Source organism: Desulfohalovibrio reitneri (assembly GCF_000711295.1).
Classification (GTDB): domain Bacteria; phylum Desulfobacterota; class Desulfovibrionia; order Desulfovibrionales; family Desulfovibrionaceae; genus Desulfohalovibrio; species Desulfohalovibrio reitneri.
This window is the reverse complement of record NZ_JOMJ01000003.1, coordinates 1,297,492-1,310,588: the sequence shown is the minus strand read 5'-3', so window position 1 is coordinate 1,310,588 and position 13,097 is coordinate 1,297,492. Positions and strand designations below refer to the sequence as shown.

Annotated in this window: 12 protein-coding genes and 3 pseudogenes; 1 reads left to right on the top strand and 14 read right to left on the bottom strand. The window is 67.4% G+C overall.

Annotated features, from left to right (window positions below):
* Positions 1-48: 48 nt before the first annotated feature.
* From N911_RS0106850 to N911_RS16685, 10 genes are all read right to left on the bottom strand, one after another.
* A complete protein-coding gene (locus N911_RS0106850; protein ID WP_029895612.1) occupies positions 49-882 on the bottom strand; it encodes a methyltransferase domain-containing protein in 834 nt (277 codons plus the stop codon).
* 1 nt (position 883) lies between these two features.
* Positions 884-1,690 (bottom strand): glycine/sarcosine N-methyltransferase, encoded by an 807-nt coding sequence (locus N911_RS0106845; protein ID WP_029895610.1) that lies wholly within the window; start codon positions 1,688-1,690, stop codon positions 884-886.
* Between the two features lie 58 nt (positions 1,691-1,748).
* The gene (locus N911_RS0106840) at positions 1,749-2,711 is read right to left on the bottom strand and encodes a carbohydrate kinase family protein (protein WP_051694006.1); all 963 of its coding nucleotides are present in this window, start codon (positions 2,709-2,711) and stop codon (positions 1,749-1,751) included.
* A gap of 58 nt (positions 2,712-2,769) precedes the next feature.
* Complete coding sequence (metK, locus tag N911_RS0106835) at positions 2,770-3,939, bottom strand: methionine adenosyltransferase (RefSeq protein WP_029895606.1); 1,170 nt, start codon at positions 3,937-3,939, stop codon at positions 2,770-2,772.
* A gap of 52 nt (positions 3,940-3,991) precedes the next feature.
* On the bottom strand, positions 3,992-4,867 hold the full coding sequence (locus N911_RS0106830) for a methylenetetrahydrofolate reductase (protein ID WP_029895604.1): 876 nt from the start codon (positions 4,865-4,867) through the stop codon (positions 3,992-3,994).
* A 543-nt stretch (positions 4,868-5,410) separates the two neighbouring features.
* A complete protein-coding gene (locus N911_RS0106825; protein WP_029895602.1) occupies positions 5,411-5,866 on the bottom strand; it encodes a hypothetical protein in 456 nt (151 codons plus the stop codon).
* Positions 5,863-6,048, bottom strand: a complete 186-nt coding sequence (locus N911_RS0106820; protein WP_029895600.1) for a hypothetical protein — start codon at positions 6,046-6,048, stop codon at positions 5,863-5,865. The genes N911_RS0106825 and N911_RS0106820 overlap by 4 nt, the downstream gene beginning before the upstream one ends.
* A 4-nt stretch (positions 6,049-6,052) precedes the next feature.
* A complete protein-coding gene (locus N911_RS0106815; RefSeq protein ID WP_029895598.1) occupies positions 6,053-6,298 on the bottom strand; it encodes a hypothetical protein in 246 nt (81 codons plus the stop codon).
* A 71-nt stretch (positions 6,299-6,369) separates the two neighbouring features.
* Positions 6,370-7,578, bottom strand: a complete 1,209-nt coding sequence (locus tag N911_RS0106810; RefSeq protein ID WP_029895597.1) for a cation:proton antiporter — start codon at positions 7,576-7,578, stop codon at positions 6,370-6,372.
* A gap of 99 nt (positions 7,579-7,677) precedes the next feature.
* Positions 7,678-8,037 (bottom strand): EF-hand domain-containing protein, encoded by a 360-nt coding sequence (locus tag N911_RS16685; protein ID WP_035104461.1) that lies wholly within the window; start codon positions 8,035-8,037, stop codon positions 7,678-7,680.
* Positions 8,038-8,162: 125 nt separating this feature from the next.
* Here N911_RS16685 and N911_RS19180 point away from each other — a divergent pair.
* A pseudogene (locus tag N911_RS19180) lies at positions 8,163-10,381 on the top strand (penicillin acylase family protein).
* 6 nt (positions 10,382-10,387) lie between these two features.
* Here N911_RS19180 and panD read toward each other — a convergent pair.
* From panD to N911_RS19170, 4 genes and pseudogenes are all read right to left on the bottom strand, one after another.
* Positions 10,388-10,741 (bottom strand): aspartate 1-decarboxylase, encoded by a 354-nt coding sequence (gene panD / locus N911_RS0106790; protein WP_029895593.1) that lies wholly within the window; start codon positions 10,739-10,741, stop codon positions 10,388-10,390.
* 69 nt (positions 10,742-10,810) lie between these two features.
* On the bottom strand, positions 10,811-11,281 hold the full coding sequence (locus tag N911_RS0106785) for an Hpt domain-containing protein (RefSeq protein ID WP_029895591.1): 471 nt from the start codon (positions 11,279-11,281) through the stop codon (positions 10,811-10,813).
* Between the two features lie 6 nt (positions 11,282-11,287).
* Positions 11,288-11,518, bottom strand: a pseudogene (locus tag N911_RS19175) (response regulator); the annotation flags it as partial.
* 131 nt (positions 11,519-11,649) lie between these two features.
* Positions 11,650-12,348: pseudogene (locus N911_RS19170) on the bottom strand (sensor histidine kinase); the annotation flags it as partial.
* Positions 12,349-13,097: the final 749 nt, after the last annotated feature.

Sequence of the window (13,097 nt, the reverse complement as noted above, 5' to 3'; positions counted from 1 at the left end):
CCGGGACGATGTCCCGGGCGGCCTTTTTCTTGCCGGTGAACGGCGGGGCTATTTCTTGCGCAGGTGGAAGATGCCCCAGGTGAGGTGGCCGTTGTTGCCGCCCTCGACCCAGTGTTGCAGGCCGGTCTTCATGCGCTCGATGTAGTCCTCGCTGACCGCGGCCTTGAGCTCGTCCTCGCGGGACTCCAGCTCCTTGAGCACCCGGCCGTAGTGGTTGGGCAGCTGGTGGGAGTGGTCGTCGAACTCCACCACCTCCAGGCCCAGCTTGGCGGCCGTGTCCTTGTAGAACTGGGGCCAGGCCAGGGTGTCCAGGTGCACGCGGTCCAGGATGGGCTGCAGCACCGAGGTGGGGCAGTCGTCGGTCATCATGGGGTCGGTGAAGACCATCTCCCCGCCGGGCTTGAGCACCCGCGCGGCCTCGCTCATGACCTTCTCCCGCTCGCAGGAGTGCAGGATGGCGTCCTGGGACCAGACGAAGTCGAAGGTCTCGCCGGGGTAGTCCAACTTCTCGAAGGCCGCGTCCACCACGTCGACCTTGTCGGTCAGGCCCTGCTCCTTGTTCATCTCGCGGTCGCGCTTGTTCTGCGCCTCGGAGAGGTTCAGGGCAACCACCTCGCAGCCGTGCTCCTTGGCCAGCCAGCGGGCGGCGCCGCCGAAGCCCGCGCCCAGGTCGATGACCTTGGCGCCCGGCTTCAGGCCGCTCAGCTTGCGAGCCATGGTTTCCACGGTGCGGCGGGAGGCGTCGAAGATGTTCTCGTCCGGGGTCTTGTAGAGCCCGATGTGAATGTCCTCGCCGCCCCAGATGGTGTAGTAGAACCGATCCGCGTCGGTGGAATTGTAGTAGTCGCGCGCGATGCACACGCTCTTGGAGTACGTGGTCATGCTAGCAGTTCTCCTTGAATTCCTTTTCCGCGATGTGGATGAAGAAGTCCGGGTCGTCTTCGCGGTACTTGCCCTTGAAGTCGCCGAACGTCTCGATGTTCTGGAAGCCCACCTGGCGCATCAGGTCGCGGGTGTAGTCCTTGCGCAGGGGGAACATGTTGAGGTGGAATTGGGACTGGTCCGGGAAAGTGTAGACGAAACGGGCCAGCCCGTCGTCCACGTGTTCCGGTTCGGCGGTGACGTCGTCGCCGCAGTAGTAGTATTTGTGCTTGGTGGAGTAGTCCCCGTCCAGGATGGCGTCGTAGTTGCGCTGGTCCAGGATGAGCACCCCGTCGTGGTTCAGCGCGGCGTAGAACTCGGCCAGCGTCTTGCGGCGGGAGTTCTCGTCGAACAGGTGCGTGAAGGAGTTGCCCAGGCAGATGATGGCGTCGAAGTTGCACTTGACGTTCTTGTTCAGCCAGCGCCAGTCCGCCTGCACGGTGGACAGCACGTGGCCGCGCTTGATGCCGTTCTCGAAGGCCTTGCCCAGCATGGCCACCGAGCCGTCGGCCGAGACCACGTCAAAGCCCGCCTCCATGAGGCGCACGGAGTGGAATCCGGTGCCGCAGGCCACGTCCAGCACGCGCTTCACGCCACGGGAGCGGAGCTGTTCGATGAAGAAGTCGCCCTCGCTCTTGGCGCGGGAATCCCAGTCGATGAGCTCATCCCATTTGTCGGCCAGGGTGGTGGTGTATTCCTTGGTGAAGTGATCACTGTCCCTGACTTTCGTGGGGTCGCCTTTACCAAAACACTGTTCTTCGCGAAGCATGCCTCTCCCTCCAATGGGTGTTACGAGTTTCCGGTCACTTCAGGTCGATGCGGGCCGTCTAGGCCACCATGGCGCCGAGGGCCCCGGCCCAGGCCGGGGGGCCGTAAGCGCCGCGCGCGCGCTCCAGGATGTCCTCGGGGGTGAAGACGTGCTCCTGGGTGCCCCTGCGCTCCACGCAATAAGCGGCCACGGCCGCGCCCAGTCCGCAGGCCTCCTCCAGGGGACGGCCCTCGGCCAGCCCTTTGAGGAGCCCGGCGCGGAAGGCGTCTCCCGCTCCGGTCGGGTCCTGGGCGTCCAGCACGGGCAGGGCCGGGACCTCCACGGGGTCGGCTCCGGCCGTATGGACGCGGCAGCCCTGGTCGCCGAGCGTGGTGACCACGGAGCGGCACTTGCCCAGCATGCCGTCCATATCCAGGCCGGTGGCCTGCATGGTCATTTCCAGTTCGTAGTCGTTGGCGATGAATACGGCCGCGCCCTCCATGCCCCGGCTCAGTCCCTCGCCGCCCAGGGCGGGGATCTGCTGGCCGGGGTCGAAGACGAAGGGGGTGCCGCGGTCGCGGAAGACCTCGGCGTGCCCCACCATGTCGTCGGCGTTGCCGGGCGAGATAATGCCCAGGTCATCCGGCCCGGTCTTGGGGTCGCGCTCCATCCGCCGGCGCATGGCGCCGGGGTTGAAGCCGGTTATCTGGTTGTCCGCCTTGTCCGTGGTGATGAAGGCTCCGGCGGTGTGCTCGTCCTCGATGGTGCGGATCATGTCCAGGGGCAGGCCCAACTCCTTGAGCCGGTCCATGTAGCGCTGCCCGTCCTTGCCCAGCACCCCGTGGATGACGGGCTTCTCGCCCAGCAGGCACAGGTTGTAGGCGATGTTGCCCGCGGTGCCGCCGAAGCGCTCCTCCATGGAGTCCACCAGGAAGCAGACGTTCAGGATGTGCAGCTTGTCCGGCAGAATGTGGTCCGCGAACCGCTCGGGGAAGGTCATGATGCGGTCGAAGGCCAGGGAGCCGGAAATGGCGATGGTCATGCGGTCTCCTCGGTTGCTGCGTGGTTGAAGTCGGATCTGCCTGTGGCCGCCGCGCCCGCTAGATCTTGCAGGCGGTGCGCAGGTCGTTGGTGGCGTCCTTCTTCTCCCAGGTGAACTCCGGCAGCTCGCGCCCGAAGTGGCCGTAGTTGGTGGTCTTGGCGTAGATGGGGCGCTTGAGCTTGAGGCGCTCGGAGATGAAGTAGGGCCGCAGGTCGAAGACCTCGTTGACGGCCTTGGTCAGCACTTCGTCGGACACCTGGCCGGTGCCGAAGGTGGTGGCCAGCACGGACACCGGGTCGGCCACGCCAATGCAGTAGGCCACCTGCACCTGGCACTTCTCGGCCAAGCCCGCGGCCACGATGTTCTTGGCGATGTAGCGGGTCATGTAGGCCGCGGAACGGTCCACCTTGGAGGGGTCCTTGCCGGAGAAAGCGCCGCCGCCGTGGGTGCCCGCGCCGCCGTAGGTGTCGTTGATGATCTTGCGCCCGGTCAGGCCGCAGTCGCCCATGGGGCCGCCCACCACGAACCGGCCGGTGGTGTTGATGAAGATGTCGGTCTTGTCGTCCATCAACTCGGAGGGCAGCACGTGCTTGATGACTTCCTGCCGGATGCCGTCGGTGAGGTCCTGGAAGGCGATGTCCGGGTCGTGCTGGGAGGAGACGACCACGTTGTCGATGCGGGCGGGCTTGCCGTCGCGGTACTCCATGGCCACCTGCGTCTTGCCGTCGGGGCGCAGGAAGGGGAGGATCTTCTCCTTGCGGGCGTAGGTCAGCCTGCGGGACAGCTTGTGCGACCAGTAGACCGGGGCGGGCATGAGGGTGTCGGTCTCGTTGCAGGCGAAGCCGAACATCATGCCCTGGTCGCCCGCGCCCTGTTCTTCTGGGGACTTGCGGTTGACGCCCTGGGCGATGTCCGGGGACTGCTTGTCGATGGAGGAAAGCACCGCGCAGGTCTCGTAGTCGAAGCCCATGTCCGAGGAGGTGTAGCCGATGTCGCGGATGGTCTCGCGCACGATGTCCGGGAAGTCGGCGTAGCCCTGGGAGGTGATTTCGCCGGCGATCATTGCCATGCCGGTGGTCACCAGGGTTTCACAGGCCACGCGGGACTCGGGGTCCTGGTCGAGCAGGACGTCGAGCACGGCGTCGGAAATGGTGTCGGCCACCTTGTCGGGATGGCCCTCGGTCACGGACTCGGACGTAAAGAGATAAGTGCCGTCGCAATGAATCACGTCGATCTCCAGTCGGTTTGAATGGTTTGCGGGGATAAGTCCGGGGAACAGTTTAGGCCGCGGCCCGCAGGTCCCGGATGTCCTCGGCCAGGCGCAGCGCCGCGGCCGAGCGGTTGAGGGTGAAAATGTGCACGCCGGGAGCGCCCCCGGCGATGAGGTCGCGGGCCTGGTTCATGGCCAGTTCCCTGCCCATTTCGGCCACGGCCTCGTCGCCGCCCTCCTGGTGGGCCTTCTCGAAGTCCAGGAACAGCTTGCCCGGCACCGAAGCCCCGCACAGGGTGAGGATGCGGCGGAGGTTGTTGAAGCTGACCACGGGAAGCAGGCCGGGCAGCACGGGCTTTTCGCAGCCCATCCCGCGCAGGCGCTCCACCAGGTCGAAATAGAGGCGGTTGTCGAAGAAGAGCTGGGTGGAGAGGAAGTCAGCGCCCTGGTTCAGCTTGACCTTCTGCCAGTACAGGTCTTCGGCCTTGGTGGCCGAGGCGGGGTGCGGCTCGGGGTAGCCGGCCACGGCCACGCCCAGTTCCGGGTCGCGGCTTTTGAGGTGGGCCACCAGGTCCGAGGCGTGCTCGAAGTGGCCGCCCGCGTCCTCCTGGCCTTCCGGCAGGTCGCCGCGCAGGGCCAGCACGTTTCTTACGCCGATTTCCCGGATGCGGTCCGTCTCGCGGTCGATGTCGTCCTTGGAGGCGCCCACGCAGGTCTGGTGGACCAGCACTTCCAGGTCCAGATCGTTCTGGATGCGGTCGGCGATGGGAAGGGTGTTGCCTCTGGCGGTGCCGCCCGCGCCGCAGGTCACGGAGACGAACAGCGGGTCGGCCGCTTTGCAGGTCTCCACGGTGCGGAGGAAGGGATCCCAGCCGGATTCCTCCTTGGGGGGAAAGAACTCAAGGGAGACGAACGGCTTGTCGTCGAAGTGATCGGCGATGCGCACGCTTTTCCTCGCTTGCTGAGTGGTTTTCGGAAGTATTTTGTTCACTGTTGGTGTTACGTTCTTTTGGCACTGTTGCGGGTAAACTTCACCCTGCATTTGTGACGTACAAAGCGTCCTTGTGACGCATTGTGGTCGTAGCTTGTATGCGGCGGTTGGCCGCGTGGTGCATCGACGCGTTTGGTCGCCTTTTCCCTGCTATTCCCGCGCTTAGACTGTGCGTGGTTTCAAGCGGGAAGGATCGTCGGCGAGACCCCGCGTTGAGCTATGGTAAGGGATAGGGAAATGAATGGCCCATGTCAAATCGGCAAAAATGCGGATCGTGTATGGTTGGAGGGGGGCAGTGGGCGATGTCCGGCGAGTGGGATGGCGAGCTTGATCATACTGCCCCAAGCTCGGTTATACTCCCCCAATCTTCAAAAATCGGCCATGAGGTCGTTTTTAGAGTCGTTTGAACACGAAATTTTCACCTGGTTGACATTGCCCAGGCGAATGGAAAAGCCCGGGAAGCCCCGTCAGGCCTGGATTTTCAGGAGAAAAAAATTTTTACCCCGCTCGGAGGCGTGGCACCAGCCATGCGATGAGCAGGCCGGTTTCCTCTTTGCTTAGAGGGGGGCCGTGCTCGCGGCAGAGGGCCCAGGCGGCGCGGGACAGAGCCTTGGCCAGGGCGGCCGGATGGTCGTCCCCGGCGCCGAATTCGTGGCCGGAACGGGCCATGCCCATGAGGATGAAATTTGCTTGGGACTTGGAAAGGGAGACGCCCCGGTCCCGGCAGCGGTCGCGCAGGGAGCGGGGCGTTCGGGCGAGGGAGAAGCCGTTTTCGTGCAGTTCAGCGGCCAGCTCCTCGTAGAGTACGCGGTAGGAATCGGGCGGGAGGCGCGGGAGTCCGGTGTGCAGGCTCACGCGTTCGGCCAGCTCCCGAAGGCGGTCCGCGGAACGTCCGCCCACGCTCCAGCCGGACGCGGGGGCGCTTCCGGGCGCGGCCGCCCCGTCGTCTGTCACGGCGCGTCGTCCTCCAGGGTTTTCCTGGCCTTGTCCAGCAGGTCGGCGCCTTTCTCCCGCGCCTGTTCGATGGCTCGGTCGGCTTTTTTGCCCGCCTTTTCCATGGGCCCCTCCTCCTGGCAGGCCAGGCCGCCGAGGGAGAGAGCCAGCCCCAAAAGCAGAGCCAGTATTGTCCGCTTCACGCCGCTACTCCGACATGGCCCGGACAACGTCCTGGTTGATGACCGCGTCCGGGTTGGCTTTGAGCCACTGACGCACCTTCCCGCACAGCCCGGTGCGGCAGTGCGGCTCCAGGGCGGCGATGTCCTCGGCCGCGCCCGGCGAGACGCGGTAGGAGCCGCACTGGCCGCAATCGACCTTGTAGAAGCTCTCGTTGCCTTCCAGCAGGTCTGCGGCCTGGCCGCAGAGGTAGCATTCCATTTCCTTCTTCACTCGGGACTCCTTGGATTGGGGATCCCCCAGAATAGCACGATTTCGCCCGGCCGCGCAGCGTTTTTTCCCATTCAGTCCGCCGCGCGGCCACTATTTTCCGGCCTGCGGCCGATCTCGCCCGCTTTGGCCAGGGCCAGGCGGGTCAGCACCGGCCCGGTGAGTTCGAAGACCACGGTGGAGCCGATGACCAGGGGGATGATGGTCTGCTCCAGGCCGGGTACGGCGTGACCGGCCACCAGGGCCAGGCCCAGGGCCACCCCGGCCTGGGGAAGCGCGGCCAGGCCCAGGTAGCGCCGCACGTTCCGGTCCGCCCCTGCCAGGCCCCCGCCCACATAGGCCCCAAGGACCAGCCCGGCCAGGCGCATGAGCACGTACACCCCGCCCACAAGGCCGAGTTCCGTCAGCTTCTCCACGTGCAGGGTGGCCCCGGCCAGGATGAAGAAGAGGATCATGATGGGCCACTCCAGATCCTCGATGGTCTCGAAGGGGGCGTCGTGGTGGGTGGAGAGGTTGACGATGACCGCGCCCAGGACCATGGCCGCCAACAGGAAGGAGAAGCCCAGCCACAGGGCCAGCCCGCCGCAGACCAGGATGAACCCCAGGGCGTCCGCTTTCATGGGGTCGCCCTGATTGATGCGCGAAGTGATCCAGGTGGCGGGCAGGCCAAGGGCCAGGCCCAGCAGCACCGCCCCGCCCAGCTCCCAGCCGCCGGTGGCCAGGGCGTGCAGGGCGCCTCCGTTGCCCGCCACTGTCTCGCTCAAGGCCAGCATGATGGAAAAGAGGGCGATTCCCCAGGCGTCGTCGATGGCCACGATGCCCAGCAGGGTCTCGGTGAACTCCCCCTCGGCCCTGGCCTCCCGCACCACGTTGGAGATGGCCGCCGGGGCCGAGGCCGGGCCGATGCCCGCCATGAGCAGGCACAGGGCGAGGGGCGCGGGGGTGAGGAAATACAGCCCGCAGAAGACGAATACGGCCACGCCCAGCACCTTGGCCACGGAAATGGTCAACACCCTGGCCCCGCGCTGGCGGATGTTGCCCAGGGAGAACTTTCGCCCCAGCAGGAAGGCCACCATGAGCAGGGCGGTGCGGGAGACCAGCGGGTACCAGTCGTCGATGCGGCTGGGCAGCAGGTTCAGAGCGTACGGCCCGGCCAGCACTCCCAGCAGGATGAGGATGGTTACGGCGGGCAGCTTGACGCGACCGCTGAGGAAGCCCGTCAGCAGCCCGGCCAGAAAGAGCAGGCCCAGGGTCAGCAGAGTGATGGCGGTCTGGCTCTCCATCGCGTTCCCGTGGCGCCTCGATGTCCCGGATTGAACCCCGTCGGCCCGGACGCCGCAGGGAGCAAGCGTCCGGACCGGACCCGGACAGGTTGGCGCGGACTACTGGTCCATGGTGCCGTGGGCGCCGTCCATGGACCCGTGGCCGTATCCGCCGTCCTCCATCTTGCCGTGGGGCATCTCTTTGCCGTGGCCCATGCCGGAGCCGTTGTGGGCCTTTTCGAAAACGCTCCACTCTTCCTGGTCGATGGCTCCGGAGCGGTCCATGTCGATAATGTCGAAGGCCTTGCCGGGTTCCGTGTTCCGTGAGAAATGCTCGACGAATTCGTCCTTTTCCACCAGCCCGTCGCCGCTGGCGTCCAGTTCCTGGAAGTCGGCCTGGTAAGCTGTATGGCCGTTCATGGCGGCGGCCGGAGCGGCCATGAGCAGCAGGGCGGTGATGCAAAGAAGCGCGCGTGGCATGGTATCCTCCTGAATGTTGCGAATTGGAGCCTGCAAGGATACGACCCTCGGGGCATGGGCACAAGGGGGGTTGCCACGGAAAACTCGCGCCTTACCATGCCCTTTCGCCACCACTGGAGAGAACCATGCGACGGATATTCCTGGCGGCGCTTTGCCTGCTGCTGGCCGGCTGCGCCGCCCTTTCGCCCGAGCCCCGGACAACCGGGCAGCGGCTGGACTCGTTCCCCACGGAGAACCTGCCCTTGCAGGGCGAGGTGGAGATACTCTGGGACGAGCACCAGATTCCCTACGTCATCGCCGAGAACGACCGCGACGCGGCCTTCGCCCTGGGGCTGGTGCACGCCCACCTGCGCTGGGGGCAACTGGCCCTGTTCAAGCGGCTTTCCCAGGGCCGGCTGTCCGAGATGCTGGGCCCCCCGGCCGAACGGTTCGACAAGCTGCTGCGGCGCATCGGCTACGACCGGGCCTCGGCGGAGATCGTGCGCCGCTGGCCCGAGGAGACTCGGGTCTGGATGGAGTCCTTCGTGGCCGGGCTGAACCACTACGCGGCCACGGCCGCGGAGGAGCCGCCGGAGTTCGGCCTGCTGGGCATCGAACCGGAGCCCTTCACCTGCGAAGACCTCGTGACCATGTCCCGGGTTGGGGGCACGGACATCACCTGGCTTATGTGGGCGGAGATGCTGCCCCTGCGCGGCGGCGGGGAGTGGCCCGAAGCCTGGGGCAAGGCCCTGGCCTCCGGCGGCGGGCCGGACAAGCGGGTCGCCGCCCGGGCCGAGGCGCGGGACGCCCTGCCGGGGCTTCTGGCCGCTCTTTCGCGCAGCGGCTCCAACTCCCTGGCCGTGGGGCCGGGCCGCAGCGCCTCGGGCGCGCCGGTCATGGCCTCGGACCCGCACCTGGGGCTGTCCCTGCCCAATTTCTGGCTGATCTGCGGTCTCAAGTCCCCGACCATCCAGGCGGTGGGCCTCATGCCGCCGGGCTGCCCATCTTCGCCCTGGGCCGCAACCCGTACATGGCCTGGGGAGGCACCAACCTGCACGCCTCGGTTTCCGACCTCTACGCCGTGGACGAGACGGAGTTGTCCAGCCGCCCGGAGCGTCTTAAGACGCGCTTCTGGTTCGACGAGGAGTTCGCTCTGCGGGAGTCCGCGCTGGGGCCGGTACTGTCCGACTCGGAAGCCTTCAGGGACGGTGCGGGCGAAACTCTGGCCCTGCGCTGGACAGGCCACCGGCCAACCGATGAAATCACCGCTTTGCTGCGTGCCAACCGGGCGGCCACGCCCGAGGCTTTCCGCCAGGCCTTCGCGGGCTACGGCTCGCCCCCCATGCACATGCTTTACGCCCACGTCTCCGGGGAGATCGGGGCCTTTCCCGCCATGCTGCTGCCCGAGCGCGAGCCCATGGTGCCGAGGGACCTGGTGCGCGACCCGGACGAGCCCGGCGCCATGTGGAGCGGCTTCAAGGAAACCACGGAGTTCGCCTGGCTGCGCGACCCGGAGCGGGGCTACGTGGTCTCCGCCAACACCCCGTTGGACTATGTGCAGGACGAATTGGGATACGCCTTCGCCCCGCCGGACCGGGCGCGCCGGCTGGCCGAGCTGGTGGAGGCCGTGGGCGAACTGGACGCGGGCGGCGTGGCCGCCATCCAGCGCGACGTGGCCAGCGCCAGCGCGGAGAAACTGGCCGCCATGCTGGCGGAGGAACTGCGCCGGTCCGGTGCGGACGGAAAGCTGTCGGACACCCTTGCCGCCTGGGACGGGCGCTACGGCGTGGAATCGCGCGGGGCGGCGGCCTTCGAGGCCGCTCTCTCCCCGCTTTTGGACGGCCTGTATGGGGAGGAGCCGGGCTACCGCTCGGAGTGGAACTACCTGCGCGTCTTCCTGGCGGACGACCTGAGCGCCCTGCCCGATGCCGAGCGCGACGACCTGCTGCGCGGGGTGGCGGAAAAGGCGCGCGCCAGCCTGGCAGACCATCCCGACTGGGGGAGCATGCACCGGCTGCGGGTGGGCCACATCCTCAAGGGGCTGCCCGTGCTGGGGCGGTTCTTCGTGCTGGGGGAGGAGCCGTATCCCGGCTCGCGGGAGACGATATTCAAGGCCTCCCACGGGCCGTCGCGGTCGGTGGTCCATCCCACCTACGGCGCGCAGTCGCGCCACATCTCGGACCTTTCCGACCCGGACGCCAACCGTTTCGTGCTCATGGGCGGGCAGGACGGCTGGCTGGGCAGCGCGGACTTCGACGGCCAAGTGCCGCTGTGGCTGCGCGGGGAATACGTCAACGTCCCCCTGACCGAGGCCGGGGCGCGGGAGACGTTTTCCAGGCGGATGGAGCTTCGGGGAGGCCGCTGAGGCGACCTACTGGTTGGGGACCGGCTTGTTGTCGTGGTCGAGGATGACGATGGCCGGGTTGTGCTCGGCCATCTCGGCCTCGTCCAGCCAGGCGTAGGCCGCGATGATGACCTTCTGCCCGGCCTCGCCCTTGCGGGCGGCCGCTCCGTTGAGGCCGATCTCCCCGGGCTCGCCGGGGATAGCGTAGGTGGTCAGCCGCTCGCCGTTGTCCACGTTGTAGATGTCCACCTGCTCGAAGGGGGCGATGTCCGCTCGCTTGAGCAGGTCGGCGTCGATGGCCACGGACCCCACATAGTCGGGGTTGGCGTAGGTCAGCCGGGCGTGGTGCAGTTTGGCGCGCAGAAAGCAGCGTTGGGCCATTCGTTCCTCCTTGCCCCGAGGCCGGGGCAGGGGTCCACCTAATGCATCGGGCCGGGCGGGGCAAGGGGGTCAGGTGGTGATTTCCTCCGGCCGCCGTGCCAGCCCATGCATCAGTTCCCGGCCGAGCCTCCGCACCCGCTCCAGGGCGTCGCCGCTGTCCCGGCCGTTCTTCATGCGCCGCTCCAACTCCTCGGCGGCCCCGGCCAGTCCGCCCGCGCCAAAGGTGGCGGCCGTGGACTTGAGGTTGTGGGCCAACCTGCCTGCGTCGTCGCGGCGGCCCTCCAGAACGGCGCGCTCCAGGGTCTCCAGTTCCACAGGCAGGGCGGTGGCCACCAGCTCGGCGAAGGACCCCAGCGCCTCCCGATCGCCCTCGAAGAGGTCCAGGGCATGCGGCCAGTCGGGAGCGTCGCCCGCTTCCTTTTCCTGCGTCAGGGAAACGGTTTCACCCCGATGGGGCGCGCTGTCCCCGTTTCCGTTCAGTCCCGCCAGCGCGGCCGCCAGCTTCTCCATGCGCACGGGCTTGGGCAGATACTCGTCCATGCCCGCCGCGAGCGCCCGGGCCCGGTCGTCGTCAAAGGCGTGGGCCGAGAGCCCCACCACGGGCACGGAAGCCACCGGGCCGTCCAGGGAGCGGATGCGCCGGGTGGCTTCCAGGCCGTCCAGCACCGGCATGCGCACGTCCATGACCACGGCGTCGTAGCCGCCGCCCCGCACCGCCTCCACCGCGCGCTCGCCGTCAACGGCCTCGTCCACCAAGAGACCGTAGCGCTCCAGCATCCGGCGCATGGTGCGCCGATTGAGGTCGTGGTCCTCGGCCAGCAGAATCCGCAGGCCGGACAGGTCTGTGCGGCCGCTCCGGTCCTCCCCGTCGTGGGACGGCGTTTCCGCCCGGACCAGGGGGTGGTCAGGGTGAAGCGGCAGCCTCCGCTCGGGGTGTCGTCCACGTCCAGTTCTCCGCCCATCAGCTCGGCGATGCGGGCGCACAGCGGCAGTCCCAGCCCCAGCCCGCGTGTGCCGGATGCGTCCCGGGAGCGGTAGAAGGCCTCGAATACCCGCCGCCGTTCGGCCGGTGTAATGCCAGGCCCGGTGTCGGAAACGGTGAAGCGCAGCCTTTCCCCGCCCCGGGCGGCCACGATATCCCCGGTCACGCGCACTTCGCCCCCGGGCGTGTACTTGACGGCGTTGTCCGCCAGGTTGGCGAGCACTTGGCGCAGCCGGTGATCATCGCCGCGTACGGCTTGAGGCAGGTCTGAGGCGTCCAGATGGAAGGCCAGTCCCTTGGCCTCGGCCTGGCGGCGCGGGATGTCCATGGCCTGACGGAGAAGCTCGCCCGGCCTGAAGGCGCGTTCGCGCAGCCGCATGTGGCCGTGTTCGACGGCGGAGAGGTCGAGGAGGTCGTCGATGATGGCCTTGAGTCCCTCGGTGGCCTCGCGGGCGGTGCGCACCCGCTTCCGCTGGCGTTCGGATAGTGGGGTGCCGGCCAGCAGCTGCAGCTCCCCGTCCACCCCGGCCAGGGGGGTGCGCATCTCGTGGCTCATGTTGGCCAGGAACTCGCTCTTGGCCTGGTTGGCCTTCTCCGCCCTGTCGCGTTCGCTGGCCAGGTCCATGCTCAAACGCTCGCTGATCATGAGGATGATGCCTGTGAGCAGGACGATGGCGAAGACGATGCTGACCAGATAGACAAGGCTGAGGATGCCCATGCCGGCGGCCGCGTCCGGGGGCTGGGCGAGGAGGAGCCAGACCCCTTCCGCGAGATACGTCCCGCTCCCGGCCAGGAACATGAAGCCGAGCAGGCGCTGCGGGCGGCCGTAGTGGTTGCCGCGCAGCAGTTCCCGGGCCGCGAGACCGGAGAACAGGGTCAGGCAGGCGGACATGGTCAGCATGCGGGGATACAGCCACGGCTCCACCAGGGAGAAGTAGGCCAGGGGAACCAGGGCGGCGGGCAGGACGAGCAGGGCGGAGTGCCTGGGTGGGCGCCCCAGAAAGACGCGGAACCCGTTCCAGAACAGGATTTCCGCCAGGATGACAAGGAGGTTGGCCGCCACGATGGTCAGCCAGGGCGGGGTGACGGCGCGCAGGGAGATGCAGACCAGCCCCAGGAAAAAGGACAGGCACCCGGCCACGAACAGCCGCGTGCCAGGCACGGATCCCCGCAATCTGCCCTGGTAGGCGATGGCCCCGGCCGTGACCAGCAGGGTCAGGGCCAGCGCCATGGTCAACGTGGCGATGTCCAACAGCACCCCCTTCCCCTTCGGCGAAAAACCGTCGGACAGAATACGGTTGGATGGAGAGAAAAGGCAAGCGGTAACGGAGAGGGGAGCGCGTGGCGGCTGGAAGGGGGAGAGGCCATGGAGGA

Coding starts and splice junctions, on each gene's coding strand:
- N911_RS0106850 (WP_029895612.1), bottom strand. CDS start 882: ATGACCACGTACTCCAAGAGCGTGTGCATCGCGCGCGACTACTACAAT.
- N911_RS0106845 (WP_029895610.1), bottom strand. CDS start 1,690: ATGCTTCGCGAAGAACAGTGTTTTGGTAAAGGCGACCCCACGAAAGTC.
- N911_RS0106840 (WP_051694006.1), bottom strand. CDS start 2,711: ATGACCATCGCCATTTCCGGCTCCCTGGCCTTCGACCGCATCATGACC.
- N911_RS0106810 (WP_029895597.1), bottom strand. CDS start 7,578: ATGGAGAGCCAGACCGCCATCACTCTGCTGACCCTGGGCCTGCTCTTT.
- N911_RS16685 (WP_035104461.1), bottom strand. CDS start 8,037: ATGCCACGCGCGCTTCTTTGCATCACCGCCCTGCTGCTCATGGCCGCT.
- panD (WP_029895593.1), bottom strand. CDS start 10,741: ATGGCCCAACGCTGCTTTCTGCGCGCCAAACTGCACCACGCCCGGCTG.
- N911_RS0106785 (WP_029895591.1), bottom strand. CDS start 11,281: ATGGACGAGTATCTGCCCAAGCCCGTGCGCATGGAGAAGCTGGCGGCC.